Here is a 21,986-nt window from a genome sequence, read left to right on the forward strand (position 1 = left end):
GTTAACAAGTACGCACGGCATGGAGGGCGACCTCGGTGGCCTTGACGACGAAGAACACGTCCAGCCCCGGCACCAGATCGAGTTCCGCGACGGACGCCGCCGTCACATCGGCGCTGAGTTCGAACCTGCCTCCGGCTTCGGCGGCGCGCACCCGGACCGTCGGCCCACGCACCTCGATCTCCGAGATGGACACCCGGAAGACGTTGCGCGGACTGCCTTCCGGAGAGCGCCGGTGGACGGCCACCGAATGGGGAGCGAACACCGCGACCGCCGGCGCACCCGGCACGAAATCGGCGTCGGGCAGACCGTGCAGCCGAACACCGGTCTCGGTCTCGAAGCCGTCCTGCGCCCCGAACACGGGAACGAGGTTGAGCCCGGCGATCCGCGCGGCGAACGCACTGCGGGGGCGGGTCAGCACGTCTCGCACCGAACCGAATTCGACCACCTGACCGCCCTCGACGACGATCACCCGGTCGGCCAGCGCCAGCGCGTCGAGGATGTCGTGGGTGACCACGACCGCGGTCCGGTCGCCCTCCCGCAGCACCCGTCGGAGCAGGACGCGCAGGGCGGGCGCCGCGGCCACGTCGAGGGCTGACATGGGTTCGTCGAGCAGGAGGGCCTGGGGTTCGGCCGCGAGGGCCCGCGCCACCGCGACCCGCTGCGCCTGCCCCCCGGACAGCTCGTGCGGACGGCGGTCGGCAAACTGCGTCGCATCCACTGCGTCCAGCCATTTCTCGGCGATCGCCCGCGCCTCCCGACGTCCCCGGCCGGCACTGCGCGGGGCGAATGCCACGTTGGCGGCCACCGTCAGATGCGGGAACAACAGCGCCTGCTGTGCGAGCAGCGCGATGCCGCGCCGGTGTGGGGGCACGGCGACGCCCCGGGCGGTGTCGGTGAGCACGCGACCGTTCAGTTCGACGCGTCCGAAGTCTGGGCGAACCAGGCCGGCGACCACCGAGAGTGCCGTCGACTTGCCGGCACCGTTCGGCCCGAGCACCGCCAGCACCTCGCCCTCGCCGAGGTCGAATCCCACGTCGACGCCACGCGCATCCACCCGCGCCTCGACGCTCAGGCCGGTCATACGGCAGCCCTCGACGCCCAGCCCCGCGAACCCACCACGATGAGCACCGCGACCACGACGAGCACCAGCGACAACGCCACGGCCGCATCGGCATCGGTCTCACGCTGCAGGTAGATCTCGAGCGGCAGGGTTCTCGTGACGCCCTGCAGACTGCCCGCGAACGTCAGTGTCGCCCCGAACTCGCCGAGCGCCCGCGCGAACGACAACACGGCCCCGGACACCAGCCCGGGCAGCACCAGCGGCAGCGTCACCCGCCGGAAGACGGTGGTGGGGCTCGCACCGAGCGTCGCGGCGGCGTGCTCGTACCGGCTGCCTGCGGTGCGGAGCGAACCCTCGAGGCTCACCACCAGGAACGGCAGCGCGACGAACGTCTGCGCGAGCACCACGGCCGTGGTGGTGAACGCGATGTGGATGCCCGCGACCTCGAGGTGCTGCCCGATGAGGCCCTTCCGACCGAACGTGTACAGCAGGGCGATACCCCCGACCACCGGTGGAAGCACGAGCGGCAGGAGAACCAGCGACCGCAGCACGTGCAGTCCGCGAAAACTGCTGCGCGACAGCACGGCCGCCATCGGAACCCCCAGCAGGACGCACAGCACGGTGCTCAGGGCTGCGGTCCGCAGGCTCAGTTCCAGCGCTGCGAGCGAGGATTCGGACGTGACCAGCTGGAAGAACCGCGACCAGTCGACGCTCGCGAGCATCGCGAACAGTGGCAGGACGACGAACAGTCCGCCCAGTGCCGCCGGAACGAAGATCCAGCCCGGAAGCCCGGACGGGACTCTGACGCGCGCCGCCCGGATCACGGCTGGGCGAACCCTGCCTTCGCCAGCACTGCCTGGCCGTCGGGTCCCGTGACGAGGTCGACGAAGCCCTGCGCCGCGTCCGGCGCCCTCGAAGCGGACAGCGTCGCAATGGGATAGGTGTTCACAGCCTGCGCGGCCTCGGGGAACGCCACGGCCGTCAGCTTCTCACCCGCGCTCGCCGCGTCCGTGACGTACACCAGTCCGGCGTCGGCCTGACCGGCCGTCACCTTGTTCAGCACGTCGGTGACCGACGACTCCTCGCTGACCGGGCTGCGGTCGACACCCGACGCGGACTCGACCTTCTGCGTCGCGGAACCGCACGGAACCTGCGGGGCACACGTGACCACCAGCGTCCCCTCACGGTTCAGATCCGCGAAGGACGTGATGCCCTTGGGGTTTCCGGGTGCCGTCACGATGGTCAGCGTGTTGGCGGCGAAGTCGACGGGACTGCCCTCGACGAGTCCGGCGTCGACCACCTTCGTCATGTTGGTGGTGTCGGCGGACGCGAACACGTCGGCCGCGGCGCCCTGGTCGAGTTGAGCGGCGAGGTCGGAGGATCCGGCGAAGCTGAACTCGACGTGCGATCCGGGGTTCGCGGTCTCGTACATCTGGCCGAGTTCCGTGAACGTGCCCTTCAGCGACGCGGCGGCGAACACCGTGATGCCGCCACCCGGCGCGGACGCGGACGCCGACTCGGCCGAACCCGAGGCTCCGCTGTCGTCGTTCGAACCGCAACCGGTGAGAAGACCGAGTGCGGCCGCAGCAGCCCCCGTCGTGGCCCGCCGCCAGGACTTCCTCATGAAAATCCTCCAGGTGTTTCGACGATCACCGTGGTCGACTTGACGACGGCTACCGCGACCTTGCCGGGCTCGAGCCCGAGGTCGCGGACGGCTTCGCTGCTCATCAGGGAGACGACGCGGAAAGGCCCGCACTGCATCTCGACCTGGGCCATCACCTTGTCCATCACCACCGCGGTCACGATGCCGGTGAATCGGTTACGCGCCGAGGAGTCCGATCCGAGCAGATCGGGCGACTTCGAGGCGTTGGCGCGCGCGAACTCGGCGAGCGCGGGGCCGTCGACGACCTTGCGGCCCGACTCGTCCTTCTCCGCCGCGAGACTGCCGTTGTCGATCCACCGCCGGACCGTGTCGTCGCTGACGCCGAGCAGTTCTGCTGCCTGTCGTATCCGGATACCCGTCATCCGAGAATTGTCCGCGCATGCGTCATGACCGACATCCTATGTCGGCAAATACGGACCGATCAAGTGGGTCTTTCCGCAGATGCGGATCAGTACACGTCGCGCACGTAGCGCTTGTCGGTCGCGAGCTGCTTCATGTAGAGCTCGGTGTCCTCTTCGTCCAGGCGCCCATGGGTGCGGACGACCTCACGGACCGTCTCGTCGACGTCCTTCGCCATGCGGCTGGCGTCGCCGCAGACGTACAGCGACGCACCCTCCTGCATCCAGCCCCACAGCTTGGCGCCGTGCTCGCGAATGCGGTCCTGCACATAGATCTTCTGCCGCTGGTCCCGGGAGAACGCCGCATCGAGGTGGGTGAGAAATCCGTCGCGGTGCATAGCTTCCATCTCCTCGCGGTAGTAGAAGTCGGTAGCCTCGTGCTGCTCACCGAAGAACATCCAGTTCTTGCCCGTGTGACCCAATTCCCGGCGTTCGTGCAGGAATCCGCGGAACGGAGCGATGCCGGTGCCGGGACCGACCATGATCATCGGTGCATCGGCCGCCTGCGGGGGACGGAAGTGCGCCGACTTCTGCACGAAGATCGGCACGTCGGCCTCGTCGCAGTGATCGGCGAGGAACGTCGAGCAGACCCCGGAGCGGTTCTTGCCCTCGTGGTTGTAGCGCACCGCGGAGACGGTCAGCTGCACCTCACCCGGATCGACCTTGGGGCTCGACGAGATCGAGTACAACCGCGGCTGCAGGCGCTTGAGAACGCTCAGCCACTCGTCGGCGTCGGCGTCGACCCCGTACTCCGCCAGCACGTCCATCGACTGCCGCCCCCACAACCACTGCTGGAGCGCGATCTTGTTCTGCGGGCGCAGCAGCCGCGCCAGCTCGGTGTCCTGGGTGCGGCTCTGCACGAACCGCAGCAGCTCGGGGGTCACCTTCGTGATCTCGAGCTTCGTGCGCAGCGCCTCGCGCAGCGTCATCTCCGGCAGGTCCGGCAACGTGACGGGCGTGTCCGGGATCGACCGGGTGACCTTCAGCCACTCGTCGACGACGGCGTCGCTGTTGGTCGGCCAGACACCGAGAGCGTCGCCCGCCTCATAGGTGAACTCCAGATCGCTCACTTCGAAACCGAACTGCCGCACGTCCTTCGACGATCCGGCCGCGCTGAGCGGAATGTTCTTCGTCAGCCGCGTGATCAACGGCGTCTTCCGCGTGAACGTCGCCGCCTTCTTCGCCGCGGGCCGGGCAGGCGCGGGTGCGGACGCCACCACGGTCGCACCGTCGGCCGCCGCACGCTCCCGGACCAGCTTCTGGACCTGGGTCAGCCACTGACGTGCCTGCTCCTCGTAGTCGGGTTCGCAGTCGACCCGCTCGGTGAGACGCTTCGCCTCCAGCTGCTCCAGCCGGGCGTCGATCCGCTTGCCGTGCCCGCAGAAGTCGTCGTAGTTGGAATCGCCGAAAGCCAGCACGGCGTACCGGGTCTGCGACAGCTTCGGGGCCTCGTCGCTGCTGAGCGCGGACCAGAAGTTGCTGCCGTTGTCGGGGGCGTCGCCGTCCCCGAACGTGCTGGTGATGATCAGGAGGTCGCGGACGTCGGCGAGGCCCGCGACGTCGTAGTCGTCCATGCTCATCAGGCGGGTGCCGTGCCCGGCCGCTTCGAGTTGTTCGGCACATTCGGCGGCGAACTCCTCGGCGTTGCCGGTCTGCGACGCCCACACCACCACCACGGGGTGCTGTACCGATTCAGTATTCGCGTCCGGCACCACGACGCTCTGCGGAACGTCGGAACGGGAGAACAGCCCCGCCATCAGACCGTCCAGCCACACTCGCTTGGACCCGGAGATCGGTGCGCTTCGCGGAAGGACCGGAACGCCCTGGATCTCGGTGGACTGCAGCCCCGACAGCAGCCCGGCGAGGTACATGCGTTCGTGTTCGTCGAAGGTGGGGGAGGCGGAGTCGTCCAGGCCCAGGATGCGACTCATCTCCGCGGCGGGCGAACCCTGCGCGAGCGTGAGCGCCCCGCCGGATTCCGGCGCCTCCGGCGTCGACACCGGGGCCACCCGGGTCAGGGAGACGGCGCACGCCTTGAACTCCGGCTGGAAGGACGTGGGATCGACGGCGTCGTTGGTGACGGCGTTGATGCTGAGGTACTCGCCGAAGGAATCGTTCCAGTGGAACGGGGCGAAACACCCGCCGGCGAGGACGCGGTCGCTGACGACGGCGGGAAGGACCGCGCGACCGCGCCGGGACGCCACCTCCACCTTGTCGCCGTCGGCGATCGAAAGCTTCTGCGCATCAGCGGGATTGATCTCGACGAACGGGCCGGAGTTCAGCTTGTTGAGCTTGGCCACCTTGCCCGTCTTCGTCATCGTGTGCCACTGGTGCTGCAGGCGACCGGTGTTGAGGACGAAGGGGTAGTCGTCGTCGGGCATCTCGGCGGGCAGCATGTGCGGGCGCGGGAAGAATGCGGCCTTGCCGCTCGCGGTGGCGAACGCCAGGCGGGGGAGTGAACCGTCGGGAGCCGACAGCAGGTTCTGGCTCACGCCGTCGTTGACGTAGCGGAGGGGGTTGCGATCGGTGCGGTTGCCGGGCGGGCTCGGCCACTGCACCGGTGTCTCCCGCAGGCGGTCGTAGGTGATGCCGCGAAGGTCGTAGCCGGTCTTGGGATTCCAGGTGCGCTTGATCTCCTCGAACACGTCCTCCGAGGAGTCGTAGGTGAACGCGTCCGCGTATCCCATCTCGCAGGCGACGCGGGCGATGATCTGCCAGTCGGGCAGTGCCTGACCCACCGGGTCGACGGCCTGCTGCAACAGGGTGAGGTTGCGCTCGGAGTTGATCATCACCGAATCCGACTCCGCCCACAGCGCACCGGGCAGCAGGATGTCGGCGTAACCGTTGGTCTCGGTGTCGAGGAAGACGTCCTGCGTGATCACGAGCTCGGCGGCCTCGAGGCCCTCGATCACCGTCCGCCGGTTCGCCACGGTGGCAACGGGATTGGTGCAGATGATCCAGCAGGCCTTGATGTCACCCGCCACCATCCGCTCGAACATGTCGACGGTTCCGGTGCCGACCTCCGTGCGGATACTGCCCTCCGGCAGCTCCCACAGATCCTCGATGAACGCCCGGTCGTCGGCGGCGAGCACCGACCGCTGCCCCGGCAGGCCGGGACCCATGTACCCCATCTCGCGGCCACCCATCGCATTGGGCTGACCGGTGAGGGAGAACGGGCCGCTGCCCGGACGGCAGATCGCACCGGTGGCCAGGTGCAGGTTGCAGATCGCGTTGGTGTTCCACGTGCCGTGCGTGCTCTGGTTGAGCCCCATCGTCCAGCAGCTCATCCAGTTCTCGGCCTCACCGATCCACTGGGCGGCCTGACGGATGTCGGATTCTGGGATGCCGGTGATCTCCGCGACCTTCTCGGGGGTGTACTCCTCGAGGAACTCCGGCATCACCTCCCAGCCCTCGGTGAACTCGGCGATGAACTCGGGATCGGTGTGGCCGTTCGTCACGAGCAGGTGCAGCAGGCCGTTGAGCAGTGCGAGGTCGGTGCCCGGCGCGATCTGCATGAACAGGTTGGACTTGTCGGCCGTCGCGTTGCGGCGCGGGTCGACCACGATCAGCTTGGCGCCGGCCTTGACGCGGTCCATCATCCGCAGGAACAGGATGGGGTGACAATCCGCCATATTGGCGCCGATCACGAAGAACACGTCGGCCTTGTCGAAGTCCTGGTACGACCCGGGCGGACCGTCCGCGCCCAGCGACTGCTTGTAACCGGTGCCCGCACTGGCCATGCACAGCCGCGAGTTGGACTCGATCTGGTTGGTGCCGACGAAGCCCTTCGCGAGCTTGGTGATCAGGTACTGCGCCTCGATGGACATCTGACCGGAGACGTAGAAGGACAGGGCGTCCGGTCCGTGCTCGTCGAGTTGTTCCTTCAACCGGCGCGCGGTCTCGCTGATGGCGGCGCCGACGTCGATCGAGGTGGGTGCCTCCCCGCGCTCGTCGCGGACGTACCCGGTTTCCATCCGGCCACCGGCCACCAGCATCTCGGCGCTCGTCGCACCTTTGGTGCACAGCCGCCCGAAGTTGGTGGGATGGTCCTTGTCGCCGGACGCCTTGAGCACACGGCGCGCACTGGTCTCGGGATCGATCCCGACCTCGAGCACCATGCCGCAGCCGACACCGCAGTACGAGCAGGCGGTCTTCACTGTGGAAGTCCCGGCTTTCTGCTGCTGCATCGACTAGCTCCTCACCTGCACGGTCGCAGCCTGTCCACCCGGCTCACGACCTGTATCAATGCTGCCGTGAACCGTGTTTCGTCGGGATTAACCCCCGTGAGCGTTCGGTGACGTCTCTCGCACCCGGGCCCGGGCACGGTGGTGATGTCGAGGCAGAATCGACCAGGTCATGTGACCGTCGTCACTTCAGGTGAGTGGCCGCCCGAAAGCGGAGTAAATAGAACCGAGCGGATCGACGCTCGGTCAGCCCTGCTGCGTGGCCCACCACGACAGCAGTTCGGCCTCGGCCTCGTCGCGACTGAGGGGGCCGCGATCGAGCCGGAGCTCCTTGAGGTACTTCCACGCCTTCCCGACGTCGGGGCCCGCCGGAATGCCGAGCAGCTCCATGATCGCGTTGCCGTCGAGGTCGGGGCGCACCCGCGCGAGGTCTTCCTGCTCGGCGAGCCGGGCGATCCGCTCCTCGATGTCGTCGTATGTCGCCTGCAGGGCGGCCGCCCGCCGCTTGTTGCGGGTGGTGCAATCGGCGCGGACCAGCTTGTGCAGCCGCGGCAGCAGCGGGCCGGCATCGGTCACATACCGGCGCACGGCGGAATCGGTCCACTGACCCTTGCCGTAGCCGTGGAACCGCAGGTGGAGGAACACCAGCTGCGAGACGTCGTCGATCATCTGCTTCGAATACTTCAGCGCCCGCATCCGCTTGCGGACCATCTTCGCGCCGACCACCTCATGGTGGTGGAAGCTCACACCACCGCCCGGCTCGTTGCGCTTCGTGTCCGGTTTACCGATGTCGTGCAGCAGCGCCGCCCACCGCAACACCAGGTCGGGGTCGCCGTCCTCGAGGTCGACGGCCTGCTTCAGCACGGTCAGCGAGTGCCAGTACACGTCCTTGTGCTGGTGGTGCTCGTCGATCTCGAGCTTCATCTGCGGCACCTCGGGCAGCACGAAATCGGCGAGACCCGTCTCGCACATCACGTTCATGCCGTCGATCGGGAATTCGCCGAGAATCAGCTTGTCGAGTTCGGCCCGCACGCGTTCGGCCGTGATCCGCTCGATCTGCGGCGCCATGTCGACGATGGCCTGATGCACGCGCTCGTGCAGCGTGAACCCCAGCTGTGACACGAACCGGGCGGCCCGCAACATGCGCAGCGGGTCGTCGTTGAAGGAGTTCTCCGGCGCCGACGGCGTGTCCAGCACCCCGGCCAGCAGGGCGTTCATGCCTCCCAGGGGGTCGACGAAGTCCTGCGATCCGTCCGCACCGATCCGCACGGCCATCGCGTTGACCGTGAAATCGCGCCGAACCAGATCGTCCTCGAGCTTCGTCCCGAACTGGACGACCGGATTGCGCGACACCCGGTCGTAGGCGTCGGCGCGATACGTCGTGATCTCGATCTGCTGGCCCGCCTTGGCGGCGCTGATCGTCCCGAACTCGATGCCCGTGTCCCACTGGTTGTCGGCCCAGCCGGACAGCAGCTTCTGCACCCGCTCCGGGTGAGCGTCGGTGGTGAAGTCGAGGTCGGTGCCGAGGCGGCCCAGGATTGCGTCCCGGACACTGCCCCCCACCAGGTACAACTCGTGACCGGCGGCAGCGAACCTCTCACCGAGCGGCGTCAGGACTTCGGACAGCTCGCGCAGCGTCACCGCGGCGCCGGCAAGCAGTCGCGTACGGCGCTCGTCGTCGAGAGAAGGGGCAGTCACGTCCAGGAAGCTTACCGAGGTGCGCAAATAGCGAGATACGCATACACGCTGTCACCTCGCCGTTCGGTTCACCACAGGTGTGTCACGAAGCGTCTCGGTTCGGGTGCGGCGTTCCGGTGGAGACGGCAAAGCCAACTACTATCGATGGGGTGTCTGCTGCCGAACGTGCGAACAGGAGTCGCCGCAACTCGCGGCGGCGCGGCGCCGTCGGCAAACCCGCGAAACCCCACATGAGGACGGTTCGCGAAACCTCGGCGGGCGGGCTCGTCGTCAACGGTCTCGGCGGACCGCGGGAGAATCTGTGCGCCGCGCTGATCGGACGCACCGACCGACGCGGGCGGCTGCTGTGGTCGCTGCCCAAGGGACACATCGAGCAGGGCGAGACCGCCGAACAGACCGCGATGCGTGAGGTCGAGGAAGAGACCGGCATCCAGGGCACCGTCCTCGCGTCGCTCGGCAGCATCGACTACTGGTTCGTCACGGAGGGCCGACGGGTCCACAAGACCGTCCACCACTATCTGCTGAGATGCCTCGGTGGGGAACTGTCGGACGAAGACGTGGAAGTCACCGAGGTAGCGTGGGTGCCGCTCGCCGAGCTGGGATCACGCCTGGCCTACGCAGACGAACGGAAACTCGCAGAAATCGCCGGTGACTTGATCTCCAAGATGACTACCACCCCGACCGCCCCCGACCTGAAGCTCCAGAAGGGGCCAGACGCCGGATGAGGATGGCTTTGCGTCGGGTCGGTGCCGTGACGTTGACCGCACTCGCGGTCGTTCTGGCTCCCACCAGCACCGTGGTGGCGGCGGCCCAGGACCCGGTGCCGCCCGAGAGCGCCGGGACCCAGACGGTCGACGAGGACCCCGAGTTTCTCGAACTGCACATCGACAACGTCACGCCGTCCACGGTCACCACCACCAGCGACCCGTTCGTCACCGTCACGGGCTCGGTGAAGAACGTCGGCGACCGCACGGTCCGCGACGTCAGCGTGCGGTTGCAGCGCGCCCCCGCCGTCGCGAGCAGCGAGGGCCTCCGTACGTCTCTGACCCTCGATCAGTCGCGGTACGACACGGTCGGCATGTTCGACACGGTCGCGGGCCGCCTCGACGAGGGGCAGAGCAAGCAGTTCACGCTGTCGCTGCCGCTGCGGTCCGACACCGACATCTCCCTCGACATCACCGAACCCGGCGTGTATCCGCTGATGGTGAACGTGAACGGCACCCCCGAGTACGGCGGGGCGGCGCGTCTCGACGACGCCCGTTTCCTGCTTCCCGTGTTCGGGGTCCCCGGCACGCCGGCCGTGCCCCCGGACATCTCCAGTCCCGTCGCGGTCACCATGCTGTGGCCGCTCGCGGACCGGCCCCGGCTCGCGGCGGGGGTGCCCGGCTCCGTCACCGAACCGGTCCGTCTCGTCGACGACGACCTCGCGACGTCGCTCGCGGACGGCGGCCGCCTCGACGAACTGCTGGGCGCGGTGGAGTTCGCCACCCGGGAGAGCGTCGACCGCGACCACACGCTCCGGGACAGTCTGTGCCTGGCCGTCGACCCGGACCTGCTGATCACCGTCGAGAACATGACGCGCGGATATCTGGTGGTGGACGACCCGTCCGATCCCACCGGTTCCGCGCACGAGGGCACCGGTCAGGATGCCGCGTCGGCGTGGCTCGACCGCGCCCGGTCGCTGGCCGCGTCCATGTGCACCACGTCGGTGCCGTTCGCGCAGGCCGACCTGTCCGCGATCACCGAGGTCGCGAACCCGGACCTGACCGCGACGGCCGTCGAAGCCCCCGCGGACATCGTCGACAACGCTCTGGGTGTCACGTCGCTGCGCAATTTCGTATGGAGCGACGCCGGGGTGCTCGACGACGCGACGGCGCAGATGCTCCGCGGAGACGAGGCGACCACCACGCTCGTGGCCGCCAATTCCGTCGACACGACGACACCCCGCGACAGCGCCCACGTCATCGAGGCCACACCGCCCCCCGCGCCCGTTCCCGCGAACGGGGAGACGACCCCGGCGGCCACCGAGACGCCCGCGGCCACCGGAAGTGTCGACGCGCTGCTGTTCGATCCCTCGGTCGGCACGGCGCTCGCGGCCATGGGGACGACACCGCAGACCCCCTCGTACACCCCGCAGCGCGCGCGGTACGACCTCTCGGACGATTCGCAGACCGCCCGGCTGCAGGACGCGCTCGGTGCGGTGTCGTGGTCTGCCCTCGAACCCGAGGCCGCACGGGCTGCCGGCACCCCGCGTTCGCTGATGGTGGTGCCGCCGCAGCTCTGGACGGCGGGCGCCGAGGACGCGAAGACACTGCTGTCCACGGTCTCCTCGCTGATGCGCTCGGGCCTGGCGACGCCCCGGCCGCTGCCCGCGATGCTGGGACGACAGCCCGGATCACCCGAGGTCGCGACCCTGGAGTACCCGGATCAGGCCGCCGAGGACGGCGTCCCCGCCCATATCCGGGACGCCGCCGGCACGCAGACACCCCGCATCGAGGCGCTGAACGCCGCGCTGGTCGACGACCCGCAGGCCCCGCTCACCCCGGAACGCTTCACCGCACCGCTGCGCGAGGACCTGCTGCGCTCGATGAGCCTCGCGCATCGCCGCGACGACGAACGGCGGTCCGCGGAGGAGGCGTCCGACGTGCGCGCCGACGAGGTGGCCGAAACCATGGACGACCTGTTCGGGGCAGTCACCGTCGTGTCGCCGGGCGGCGTCTACACGCTGGCGTCGGAGCAGAGCCCGCTGCTGCTGGTGGCCAGGAACGACCTGCCGGTCGGGATCACCGTCCGTCTCCAGGTGGATGCGCCGTCGGGGATGACCATCACCGACATCGGCCCCACCACGCTGCCCCCGCGGGGCAGTCGCACCCTCACCGTTCCCACCGAGGCCAACGACTCCCGCAAGCTCGTCGTCCAATTCTCTCTGACCACCGCCGATGGACAGCAACTGGGAGAGCCGACCAGCGTGACGGTACGGTCCAACGCGTACGGGCAGGCGTTGGCGATACTGACAGCATGCGCGGGTGCTCTGCTGCTGTTCCTCGCCGGCCGCCGGCTGTGGCATCGATTCCGCGGCCAGCCGGATCCAGCTGACGAAGGGTACGAACGTTCATGACCGGGAACTTGCCCAGTAGGGGCCAGAGGCTTCCCGATCGCTCCCATCCCCGGGTCGCCCCGTGGGAGCGGGACCACTGGGCTCGGGAAATCCGGCCGGACGAGGCACCGACGGTGCAGTTCGCGGCCATCCGGGTCGACCCCTCGCCGCCTCCGGTCCGGGATTCCGGGCCCTCGACCGCGCCGCAGAAGCAGAGCAACTCGCGACTGCTGGCGTCCACCGGTTCGATCGCGGTGGCGACGCTCGTCAGCCGCATCACCGGATTCGCCAAGCAGCTCCTCGTCCTGACGCTGCTGGGTGGGTCGGTGGCCAGCTCGTTCACTGTCGCCAGCCAGATCCCGAACATGATCTCCGAGCTCGTGCTGGGAGCGGTGCTCACCGCGATCGTGGTGCCCGTCCTGGTGCGCGCCGAACGTGAGGACCCGGATCAGGGTGCGGCGTTCGTGCGACGCCTGTTCACCGCCACGTGTGTGCTGCTCGGCACAGCGGCGTTGCTGGCGACCGCCGCCGCACCCGTACTCACCACCCACGTCTTCCTGTCGGCCGACGGCAAGGTGAACACATCCCTCACCACAGCTCTGTCCTATCTCCTCCTGCCCGCGATCCTGTTCTACGGACTGTCAGCGCTGCTCACGGCCATCCTCAACACCCGGCAGGTGTTCAAACCCGGTGCCTGGGCTCCGGTGCTGAACAACGTCGTGATGCTCACCGTGCTGGTGATCTACTACGCGACACCGGGGGAGATCACCCTCGATCCGGTGCGGATGAGCGACCCGAAACTGCTGGTCCTCGGTGTGGGCGTCACGCTGGGTGTCGTGGTGCAGGCGATGAGCCTGGTGCCTGCGATCCGGCGCGAGGGCATCTCGCTGAAACCGCTGTGGGGCCTCGACGACCGGCTCAAGCAGTTCGGCGGGATGGCCGTCGCGATCATCCTGTACGTGCTGATCAGCCAGGCGGGCATGATCGTCGCCACCCGCATCTCGTCACACGCGGACGCGTCGGGTCCCGCGATCTACAACAACGCGTGGCTCCTGCTGCAGCTGCCGTACGGCGTGCTCGGCGTGACGGTGCTGACGGCGATCATGCCGCGACTCAGCCGCAACGCCGCCGCCGACGACACCCCGGCCGTGGTCGACGACCTGTCCGTCGCCACCCGCCTGACGATGATCTCCCTCATCCCGATCATCACGTTCCTCACGTTCGCCGGCCCCGAGATCGGCCAGGCGCTCTACGGGTACGGCAACTTCGGGACCGGTGACGCCGAACGCCTCGGCCAGGCCGTCAGCTGGTCCGCGTTCACGCTCATTCCCTATTCCCTGGTACTGATCCAGCTCCGCGTGTTCTACGCCCGCGAGCAGGCCTGGACCCCGACGTGGATCGTCCTGGGCATCACCGCGGTGAAGATCGCGCTGTCGGCGCTCACCCCGATGATCGCCTCCAGCGACGACCAGGTGGTCATCCTGCTCGGCGTGGCCAACGGCCTCGGCTACATCACCGGCGCGCTCGTCGGGGGCTGGCTGCTGCACCGCAGTCTCGGCAACCTGCAGATGGCGAACGTCGGCAAGACGGTGTGGGTGGTGGTGCTCGCGTCGATGGCGGGTGCGCTCGTCATGCTCGGCGCCGACCGCCTCCTCGGGCTCGACCGTCTCACCAGTTTGTTCGGCGGTCCGGGCTCGATGGTCCGGGTCATGATCAGCGGCGTCCTGATGCTCGTCGTCACCTTCGTGATCCTCTGGTTCGCGAAGATCCCCGAAATCGTGTCCATCACCGTCGCCGTCGCCCGCAAGGTTCGCGCGCTGCGCGGTCGCGGCGCCGCACCGGAACCGGAGGCTGACCCGCTCGCAGAAGCCGAAACTGAACTGATTCCCGTGGTCCGCGCCACACCGCACGACTTCGGGGGACAGCCGCGTGGTATCGAACGACCCGGTGGACTCCCGTACCCTGGACACGAGCGGGTCGGATCGCCGCCCGGTACTGGTCGGAGTTGGGCATTCGAGAATGAAGGAGTGAGGGTGAGCGACGACGACGTGGCCGGCAGCAAGAGAGCCGGAGGTTCTACGGTGCAAGCGTCCGAACGCGATTCGGCCGCCGCCCCCAACGGCGTCGACGCCCCGACCACCCGGATCTCGTCCGAGTCGGCCTCCACCGACTCCGCGAAGTCCGGCAAGCAGGCCGGCGCCGCCGCACCGCAGAAGAAGGACGCAGACACGTCCGCGGGCTCCGAAGACACTCCGAAAACGGGGCAGAGCAAGGAGACCGGCGATCCTGCGGATGCGCAGACGAAGGCTGCTCCGAAGACTCCCGCCAAAGACTCCGGCGAATCGCGCGGAGACACACGTCACATGGGCGCTGCCCCCGCACGGGATCTCAGTTACGACACCGGAGTGATCCCGATCACACCCGCACCCGGACGTGAGCCCGGCGCAGGTCCTCGTCGTACTCCCCGTGGCCCCAAGCTCATTCCCGGCGCGTCCGTCGCGGGCGGTCGGTACCGCCTGCTGACACCGCACGGCGGTTCGCGGGGACTGCAGTTCTGGCAGGCGCTCGACGTCAAGCTCGACCGCGAGGTGGCTCTGACGTTCGTGGATGCCGAACAGCGCTCCACCTCGGCCGGTCCCGAAGGCCCGCAAGCCATTCTGTCGCGCACCCTGCGACTGGGCCGGATCAACTCGCCCGGTCTCGCCCGCGTGCTGGACGTGGTCCGCGGTAGCTCCGGCGGCATCGTCGTCGCCGAGTGGACCCCGGGACGCTCGCTGCGGGAGATGGCCGACACCAAGCCGTCTCCGATCGGCGCCGCCAGTGCCATCCGCGCACTCGCCGCGGCCGCCGAGACCGCGCACCGGGCCGGTGGGGCACTGTCCATCGACCACCCCGACCGCGTCCGTATCAGCATCAACGGCGATGCCGTGCTGGCGTTCCCGGCCACGCTCGCCGACTCCGACTCGAGTACCGACGTGCGCGGACTGGGCGCCATGCTCTACGCCCTCATCACCGCCCGCTGGCCGCTGGGCGACCCGTCCGCTCCCGCGGGTGACCCGTCGGGTTCGCACCGTCCGGGCAGCGTCGGCGGTATGCGACTGGCCGACCGCGACTCGAGCGGGCAGCCCATCGGACCGCGGGTGATCCGCCCGGAGGTCCCGTTCGAGATTTCCGCGGTGGCGCTGCGCTCACTCGAGCCGAACGGGGGAATCCGCACGGCGGCCACCGTGCAGCACATTCTCGACCAGGCGTCCGTCGTCAACGACAAGACCGAATTCATCCCCGTGCTGCGGCTCGGGCAGCGGGCCCCCGGCACGACCGGTCACGCTCTCGCCGACCCGGAAGCACTGGAGGCGGAGAAGAAGAAGTCCAACCGGATGATCGCGGCGCTCGTGGGCCTCGCGGTCGTCACGATCATCGTGCTGGCGCTCCTGGGCTTCTGGCTCGCGACGTTCCTCACGGGCAGTAGTTCCGACGCGCCGCTCACCGAACAGGACTTCGGGCTCACCACGTCGGCCGAGGCCCCGCCCAACCCCGAGTCCCCCGCCCCCGCGCCCGCCCCGGCGGCGAACGTCGCGCCGGTCAGCCCCTCGGGGGCGACGGTGTTCTCGCCGCAGGGCACCCCCGACTCGGCCGCGAACGCCCGGCTGGCCGTCGACGGCAACACGTCCACCGTGTGGAGCACCGACTCGTACTTCCAGCCGTTCCCCGCGCTGAAGAACGGTGTGGGCCTGATGGTCACGCTGGACGATCCGGCGACACTGTCGAGCGTGTGGATCAACTCGCCGACACCGGGCACCAACGTCGAGATTCGCAGCGCCCCGTCGGAGAACCCGACCCTCGACCAGACGCAGGTGCTCGGTTCGAAGGTCCTCGGCAACGGTGTCACCGAGATCCCGGTGAAGTCGGAGGGACCCACCAAGAACGTCCTGGTGTGGATCACCGGCCTGACTAATTCCGGTGGCAAGAACCAATCGTCCATCGCCGACATCGGTTTCAACGCCGCGACGTAGTCGGCACCCGGTGCTCGCGGATCGGCGACCTGAGCTAACATCCGCCGGTGCGAATCTTCCGGGGGGATTCCGAGGGTGAGCCCTCGGACGTCGACCTGTTGGCTGCGCACGTCGCCGGCGATCGGCACGCCTTCGAGACACTGCTCTCGCGGCACTACGACCACCTGTGGCACGTCGCCAAACGCACCAGCTACACCACCGAGGACGCGGCGGACGCCCTGCAGGAGGCGCTGCTGTCCGCGCACCGTAACGCGGGCTCGTTCCGCCGGGACGCCGCGGTCCGGAGCTGGCTGCATACGATCGTGGTCAACGCCTGCCTCGACCGCATCCGCCGGAACAAGGCTCGTCCGGCGGTGTCCCTGTCCGCGGACGAGGACGACGAACCGAGCGATACCCGCGACTACGTTTCCGAGGTGGAGCTCAGCATGGTGGTCGAGCGCGCACTGGCGCAGCTCCCACCGGATCAGCGGACCGCGATCGTGGCCGTCGACCTCGAGGGCCGTTCGACGAGTGAGGCGGCCGCGCTTCTCGGGGTTCCGGAAGGCACCGTGAAGAGCCGCTGCGCCCGCGGCCGGAAGAAGCTGGCCGCCTCTCTCGAATATTTTCGGGTGGAGGGGAACCGATCATGACTCCGGGGCGTCAAAACGTAGTAGGAGCGGGGAACTGTCCTGTCGTCCCGGACCACAACGACTCGGTGAGGAGGTGCCATGGCCGACCGTGAACCCGATCCGTCCGATGCCGCGCTGCCCGCACCGCCGTACTCCGAGGACCTACTGGCCGATCTGCACGCCGGGGTGCTGCCGGACTCGGTGAGCGATCGCCTGTGGCCGCTCGTCCGGAACGACCCGCAGGCGATGGCCGTGATCGACGCCCTCGACCGGGTCACTGATCAGTTGGGCGCGCTCGGACGCGATCATTCCGTCTCGACCCCGATTCCCGCCGACGTCGCCGACCGCATCAACCGTGCTCTCGCCGCGGAGCGGGACACACCTGCCGAGGCCACCGTGGTCCCACTCACCCGGCGACGGAAGTGGGCTGCCGCGGCCGCGGGGACGTTCGCGGCGGCGGCAGCGGTCGTGGTGGCAGTCGCGGTCGTCACGCCGGACAGGCAGGAACCCGAGACCCCGGTCGTCGCCCTGCCCAGTTCCGAAACCTCGCCGGCACCAGCCGTTCTCGATCTGGGCACCGGTCTCGACTCCGGACGCCTCCTCACCGTGATCGGTTCGCGGCAGCTCGGACCACTCGAGGATCCCGCACAACTGTCGGAATGCCTGCGCGCCAACGGTATCGAACCGTCCCGCCCCCTGCTCGGTTCCGGCGAGGTTCGCCTCGACGGTGTTCCCGGGGTACTACTGCTGGTGGCCGCGCCGCGTCCGCCGCAGATCACGGCGCTGGTGGTCGGCGGTGAGTGCGGCGCGGGAGATCCGGCGACGATCGCCGTCACCGAGATCGGTTGATCCTCAAGATCGTTCCCGCTCCGAACGGGCGACCGGCAGGAGTAGCTCGAGGATCTTCCCACGCAGTTCCGGAGTGTCGTCCTCGACGGCGATCAGGCTGGTGAACAGCGCGGCGCCGGCAGCGAGCACCAGCACGGCCGTCGCGGTGCTCGACCCGGCCGGGTCCACCTCGCTCTCGAACAGCTGAGTACTCGGCCCGCTGAATCCCCGCCACAGCGCGGTACGGAGGTCGTCGTGGTCGCGGATCGCTGCCAGCAGACCCGGCGTGGCCGCTCGCACCTCCGGTCGCGAGAACAATTCGGCACTGCCGGTCACCACCCAGCGGATCCAGCCTTCGCGGTCGGTGCCCTCGAACGGTGTCAGGTCGGGTGTCGCACCGAGGATGGCGTCGAGAACCAGATGCGCCTTCGACGGCCATCGTCGGGTGATGGAGGCCCTGCTCACCCCGGACCGCGTCGCGATGGCCCGCATGCTCAGTTGATCCCAGCCCGATTCCACGAGCATCGCCCGGGTGACCGCGAGGACGTCGGTGTCGATCCGCGGGTCGCGGGGGCGGCCGGTTCCAGTTGCATTCATTGGTTCGAATTGTGGGACAGAAGTGCCTTCCGCGCTATATCGTACCTATTACGAGTCCAGCGGCATCGTAATTGAAACGGACGAACACATGAAGATCGCGGTCACCGGCGGCACCGGATACGTCGGCGCCCACACCACGCTGGCGCTCCTCGCCGCCGGCCACACGGTTCGACTGCTGGTGCCGCCCGCCGAATCTCCCGACACCCTGCTCGTGGCAGCCGGGGACGACGCCGCGCGGATCGAGCAGGTGGTCGGCGACATCCGCGACGCCCAAGTGGTCGCACGCCTCCTCGACGGCTGCGACGCGCTACTCCACGCCGCCGGGGTAGTGGGCACCGACGACCGTCGCGAACAGTTGATGTGGGAGATCAACACGCAGGCCACCGCCGCGATCCTCACCCGGGCGGCCTTCCTCGGACTCGACCCGATCATCCACGTCGCGAGTTTCAGTGCCCTGTTTCCGTCACCCGACGCCGTCATCGGACCGGACAGTCCGACGGCGTCTGGCCGTAGCGCGTACGGCCGCACCAAAGCGGCCGCCGACCGCATCGCCCGCGCACTCCAGGACGCGGGCGCCCCCGTGGTCATCACGTACCCGACGAGCGTCGTCGGTCCCGGGCTCGGATCCACCAAGGGCGTCACCGAACAGGGATGGGGCGCGATCGTCAGCGGCGGGGTGGCGCCCCGATTCGACGGCGGCATGCAGATGATCGACGTGCGCGACGTGGCCGCGGTCCACACCGCCGCGATGCACCCCGGCCGCGGACCCCGGCGATACGTCTGCGGCGGCGAACTCGTCGAGTTCAACCACCTCATCGACGTCCTCGAACATTCCTCAGGCCGTCGCCTCCGGCGCATCCCGCTGTCGGGCAGCACCTTTCGCGCGCTCGGACGGATCGCCGACGTGGTCGGCAGGTTCACGCCCCTCAGCGCGGGGCTCAGCTACGAGGCAGCGTGGCTGCTCACCTCGGCGACCCCGACGGACGACTCGCGAACCCGCGACGAGCTCGGGCTCACCTGGCGGCCTGCCCGCGCGGCGCTGGCCGCGACCTTCGCCTGAAACGCCCTCCCACCACCACCCTCGAAGGCGGACCACCATGACCGTTCCACCACCCCGGCCCGGGATCTGGGAGCCGGCCCGCTTGGGTCCCCTGACGTTGCGCAACCGCATCGTGAAGGCAGCCACGTTCGAGGGCGTCATGCCCCGCGGCCGGGTCACCGACCAGCTCGTCGACTTCCACGCCGAGGTTGCTCGCGGTGGCGCCGCCCTGACGACCGTCGCGTACTGCGCCGTCTCACCCGGCGGACGCGTCCACGCGAACACCCTCGTTCTCGACCGCGCCCGCGTCCCCGACCTGCGCCGACTCACCGACGCCGTTCACGCCGAAGGCGGGTTGGTCGCGGCGCAGATCGGTCATGCCGGTCTGGTCGCGAACACACTGTCCAACCACACCAAGACCCTCGCGCCGTCCACCCGCCTCAGCCCGCCCGCCATGGGTCTGGTGAAGGGTGCCACCCGAGAAGAACTCGACCAGGTCACCCGCGACTTCGAGGACGCGGCCCGGAATGCCGTCGAGGCCGGATTCGACGCGATCGAGGTCCACCTCGGGCACAACTACCTTCTCAGCTCGTTCATGAGCCCCAACCTCAACAAGCGGACCGACGAGTACGGGGGCAGCCTGGAGCGGCGGGCGGCGTTCCCCCGGCGGGTGGTCGAGCGGGTGCGCCACGCCGTCGGCGACTCGGTGGCCGTCACGGCCAAATTCAACATGACGGACGGTGTCCCGAAAGGGCTGTGGCTCGACGACAGTCTCCGCATCGCGCAGCTCCTCGAAGCCGACGGGCATCTCGACGCACTGCAGCTCACCGGGGGCAGCTCGTTGCTCAACGGGATGTACTTCTTCCGCGGCGAAGTCCCGATGGCGGAATTCGTTGCCTCACAGCCCAAGCTGGTGGGCTGGGGTCTGAAGGTCTACGGGCCGCGCATCTTTCCGACGTACCCGTTCGAGGAAGCGTTCTTCCTCCCGATGGCCCGGCAGTTCCGCGAGGCCCTGTCGATGCCGCTGATCCTCCTCGGCGGCATCAACAGGCTCGACACCATCGAGAACGCACTCGGCGACGGGTTCGAGTTCGTCGCGATGGCGCGCGCCCTGCTCCGCGACCCGGACCTCGTCAACAAGTTCCGCGACCGGCACGTGGCCGAGGGACTCTGCATCCACTGCAACAAATGCATGCCCACCATCTACACGGGCACCCGCTGCGTCATCCGGGAGACTCTGCGCTGATCAGGGCGCCTGCGGGGGGAGCGACCGGTATCACCTGCAGTCGGGGAACAACACCCTTTAGTCTTGTGTTGATCCATACGACTGAGCACCCCTCACTACTGGAAGGCCCGCATGACCACTCCATCGACGGTTCATGAACTCATCATCGTTGGTTCGGGACCTGCCGGATACACCGCTGCCGTCTACGCGGCGCGCGCGGAACTCGAACCGCTGCAGTTCGAGGGGACCCAGTTCGGTGGCGCCCTCATGACCACCACCGAGGTCGAGAACTTCCCCGGATTCCGTGAGGGAATCATGGGACCCGACCTGATGGATCAGATGCGGGAGCAGGCCAAGCGCTTCGGCACCGACATCCGCACCGAGGACGTCGAGGAACTCGACCTCACGGGCCCGATCAAGAAGGTCGTCGTGAACGGCGAGACCTACCAGGCGCACGCGGTGGTGCTGGCAATGGGCGCCGCAGCCCGTTACCTGGGGATTCCGGGTGAAGAGAAGTTGCTCGGCCGCGGCGTCAGCGCCTGCGCCACGTGCGACGGATTCTTCTTCAAGGATCAGGACATCGTCGTGGTCGGCGGCGGCGACTCCGCCATGGAGGAGGCCACCTTCCTCACCCGCTTCGCCCGCAGCGTCACCGTGGTGCACCGCCGCGAGGAGTTCCGTGCGTCCCGCATCATGCTCGAGCGCGCCAAGGCGAACGCGAAGATCCGGTTCGTGACCAACGCGGCGCCCGTCGAGGTGCTGGGCGAGAACAGCGTCACCGGCCTCGTGATCCGCGACACCGTCACCGGTGAGACCTCCACGCTGGACGTCACCGGCATGTTCGTCGCCATCGGTCACGACCCGCGCAGCGAGCTCGTCAAGGGACAGGTCGACCTCGACGACGCCGGCTACGTGATCGTCAAGACGCCGTCCACCGCCACGTCGGTGGACGGTGTCTTCGCCGCCGGCGACCTGGTCGATCACATCTACCAGCAGGCGGTCACCGCCGCCGGCACCGGTTGCTCCGCGGCGATGGATGCCGAGCGCTGGCTGGCAGAGCGCGGCGACATCACCGCCAACACTGTCGCCGCCGCCGGCTCGCCGGTCGACGCCTGACCTCACCCACCCACACCCACCTCGAGTAAGGGAAATCCCCGTGTCGAATACCGTCACCATCACCGATGATTCGTTCCAGCAGGACGTCATTTCCAGCGACAAGCCTGTCCTCGTCGACTTCTGGGCCACCTGGTGCGGCCCGTGCAAGATGATCGCCCCCGTCCTGGAGGAGATCGCCGGTGAGCACAGCGACAAGCTGACCATCGCGAAGCTCGACATCGACGCGAACCCGGGCGCTGCCCGCGACTTCCAGGTCATGTCGATTCCCACGCTGATCCTGTTCAAGGACGGAAAGCCGATCAACACGATCGTCGGCACCAAGGGCAAGGCTGCGCTGCTGAAAGAGCTCGCCGACGTTCTCTGATCGACACCCGAACACCCGGCACGATTCCCGATTTTGTGGGAATCTCTGAGACAATCGATCGATGTGCTCCAGTCGCATCAGCTAGACCGACCGGAA

At 68.5% G+C, this 21,986-nt stretch carries 16 protein-coding genes; 9 read left to right on the forward strand and 7 right to left on the reverse strand.

Annotation, left to right across the window (positions count from 1 at the left end; all coding sequences use genetic code 11):
• Position 1 precedes the first annotated feature (1 nt).
• From ACNJ7E_RS25725 to ACNJ7E_RS25750, 6 genes are all read right to left on the reverse strand, one after another.
• Positions 2-1,081, reverse strand: coding sequence for a sulfate/molybdate ABC transporter ATP-binding protein (locus ACNJ7E_RS25725; protein WP_280783045.1), 1,080 nt, complete (start codon positions 1,079-1,081; stop codon positions 2-4).
• On the reverse strand, positions 1,078-1,884 hold the full coding sequence (locus tag ACNJ7E_RS25730; RefSeq protein ID WP_016884725.1) for an ABC transporter permease: 807 nt from the start codon (positions 1,882-1,884) through the stop codon (positions 1,078-1,080). The genes ACNJ7E_RS25725 and ACNJ7E_RS25730 overlap by 4 nt, the downstream gene beginning before the upstream one ends.
• Positions 1,881-2,684: a molybdate ABC transporter substrate-binding protein gene (gene modA / locus ACNJ7E_RS25735; RefSeq protein ID WP_418341257.1), complete on the reverse strand. Its 804-nt coding sequence runs from the start codon at positions 2,682-2,684 to the stop codon at positions 1,881-1,883. Before modA ends, ACNJ7E_RS25730 begins: the two co-directional genes overlap by 4 nt.
• Positions 2,681-3,085, reverse strand: a complete 405-nt coding sequence (locus ACNJ7E_RS25740) for a TOBE domain-containing protein (protein WP_418341258.1) — start codon at positions 3,083-3,085, stop codon at positions 2,681-2,683. The genes modA and ACNJ7E_RS25740 overlap by 4 nt, the downstream gene beginning before the upstream one ends.
• An 86-nt stretch (positions 3,086-3,171) precedes the next feature.
• Positions 3,172-7,308, reverse strand: a complete 4,137-nt coding sequence (locus ACNJ7E_RS25745) for a bifunctional nitrate reductase/sulfite reductase flavoprotein subunit alpha (RefSeq protein ID WP_418341259.1) — start codon at positions 7,306-7,308, stop codon at positions 3,172-3,174.
• 243 nt (positions 7,309-7,551) lie between these two features.
• A complete protein-coding gene (locus ACNJ7E_RS25750) occupies positions 7,552-9,003 on the reverse strand; it encodes a CCA tRNA nucleotidyltransferase (protein WP_283334682.1) in 1,452 nt (483 codons plus the stop codon).
• 149 nt (positions 9,004-9,152) lie between these two features.
• Here ACNJ7E_RS25750 and ACNJ7E_RS25755 point away from each other — a divergent pair, with 149 nt between their 5' ends.
• The 5 genes from ACNJ7E_RS25755 to ACNJ7E_RS25775 all read left to right on the forward strand — a co-directional run bounded on the left by ACNJ7E_RS25755 (position 9,153) and on the right by ACNJ7E_RS25775 (position 17,570).
• Entirely contained in the window at positions 9,153-9,728 is a 576-nt protein-coding gene (locus ACNJ7E_RS25755) for an NUDIX hydrolase (protein WP_005572816.1), read from the forward strand.
• Between the two features lie 2 nt (positions 9,729-9,730).
• Positions 9,731-12,121: a DUF6049 family protein gene (locus tag ACNJ7E_RS25760; protein WP_418341260.1), complete on the forward strand. Its 2,391-nt coding sequence runs from the start codon at positions 9,731-9,733 to the stop codon at positions 12,119-12,121.
• A gap of 113 nt (positions 12,122-12,234) precedes the next feature.
• Positions 12,235-16,113: a murein biosynthesis integral membrane protein MurJ gene (gene murJ / locus ACNJ7E_RS25765; RefSeq protein WP_418341292.1), complete on the forward strand. Its 3,879-nt coding sequence runs from the start codon at positions 12,235-12,237 to the stop codon at positions 16,111-16,113.
• Between the two features lie 47 nt (positions 16,114-16,160).
• Complete coding sequence (sigM, locus tag ACNJ7E_RS25770; protein WP_283334684.1) at positions 16,161-16,742, forward strand: RNA polymerase sigma factor SigM; 582 nt, start codon at positions 16,161-16,163, stop codon at positions 16,740-16,742.
• A 78-nt stretch (positions 16,743-16,820) separates the two neighbouring features.
• Positions 16,821-17,570, forward strand: coding sequence for a hypothetical protein (locus tag ACNJ7E_RS25775; protein ID WP_280783051.1), 750 nt, complete (start codon positions 16,821-16,823; stop codon positions 17,568-17,570).
• 3 nt (positions 17,571-17,573) lie between these two features.
• Here the strand turns inward: ACNJ7E_RS25775 and ACNJ7E_RS25780 are convergent, their stop codons facing one another.
• Positions 17,574-18,146 (reverse strand): TetR/AcrR family transcriptional regulator, encoded by a 573-nt coding sequence (locus tag ACNJ7E_RS25780; RefSeq protein ID WP_280783052.1) that lies wholly within the window; start codon positions 18,144-18,146, stop codon positions 17,574-17,576.
• 88 nt (positions 18,147-18,234) lie between these two features.
• On the opposite strand from ACNJ7E_RS25780, the gene ACNJ7E_RS25785 reads away from it, so the two are divergent.
• The 4 genes from ACNJ7E_RS25785 (at position 18,235) to trxA (ending at position 21,890) form a co-directional block, all read left to right on the forward strand.
• Entirely contained in the window at positions 18,235-19,206 is a 972-nt protein-coding gene (locus tag ACNJ7E_RS25785) for an NAD-dependent epimerase/dehydratase family protein (protein WP_005560827.1), read from the forward strand.
• Positions 19,207-19,243: 37 nt separating this feature from the next.
• A complete protein-coding gene (gene nox / locus ACNJ7E_RS25790; protein WP_418341261.1) occupies positions 19,244-20,431 on the forward strand; it encodes a 4,4'-dithiodibutanoate disulfide reductase in 1,188 nt (395 codons plus the stop codon).
• Between the two features lie 111 nt (positions 20,432-20,542).
• The gene (gene trxB / locus ACNJ7E_RS25795) at positions 20,543-21,526 is read left to right on the forward strand and encodes a thioredoxin-disulfide reductase (protein ID WP_418341262.1); all 984 of its coding nucleotides are present in this window, start codon (positions 20,543-20,545) and stop codon (positions 21,524-21,526) included.
• Positions 21,527-21,566: 40 nt separating this feature from the next.
• Positions 21,567-21,890, forward strand: a complete 324-nt coding sequence (gene trxA, locus ACNJ7E_RS25800; RefSeq protein ID WP_005249122.1) for a thioredoxin — start codon at positions 21,567-21,569, stop codon at positions 21,888-21,890.
• The last annotated feature ends 96 nt before the right edge of the window (positions 21,891-21,986 follow it).

The organism is Rhodococcus mengyinensis, from assembly GCF_048381435.1.
GTDB classification, from domain to species: Bacteria; Actinomycetota; Actinomycetes; order Mycobacteriales; family Mycobacteriaceae; genus Rhodococcus_F; species Rhodococcus_F opacus_D.

Bases quoted from the DNA above. Each gene is read 5' to 3' on its own strand.
- ACNJ7E_RS25725 (WP_280783045.1), bottom strand. From the start codon at position 1,081: ATGACCGGCCTGAGCGTCGAGGCGCGGGTGGATGCGCGTGGCGTCGAC.
- modA (WP_418341257.1), bottom strand. From the start codon at position 2,684: ATGAGGAAGTCCTGGCGGCGGGCCACGACGGGGGCTGCTGCGGCCGCA.
- ACNJ7E_RS25740 (WP_418341258.1), bottom strand. From the start codon at position 3,085: ATGACGGGTATCCGGATACGACAGGCAGCAGAACTGCTCGGCGTCAGC.
- ACNJ7E_RS25745 (WP_418341259.1), bottom strand. From the start codon at position 7,308: ATGCAGCAGCAGAAAGCCGGGACTTCCACAGTGAAGACCGCCTGCTCG.
- ACNJ7E_RS25760 (WP_418341260.1), top strand. From the start codon at position 9,731: ATGGCTTTGCGTCGGGTCGGTGCCGTGACGTTGACCGCACTCGCGGTC.
- ACNJ7E_RS25775 (WP_280783051.1), top strand. From the start codon at position 16,821: ATGGCCGACCGTGAACCCGATCCGTCCGATGCCGCGCTGCCCGCACCG.
- ACNJ7E_RS25780 (WP_280783052.1), bottom strand. From the start codon at position 18,146: ATGAATGCAACTGGAACCGGCCGCCCCCGCGACCCGCGGATCGACACC.
- ACNJ7E_RS25785 (WP_005560827.1), top strand. From the start codon at position 18,235: ATGAAGATCGCGGTCACCGGCGGCACCGGATACGTCGGCGCCCACACC.
- nox (WP_418341261.1), top strand. From the start codon at position 19,244: ATGACCGTTCCACCACCCCGGCCCGGGATCTGGGAGCCGGCCCGCTTG.
- trxB (WP_418341262.1), top strand. From the start codon at position 20,543: ATGACCACTCCATCGACGGTTCATGAACTCATCATCGTTGGTTCGGGA.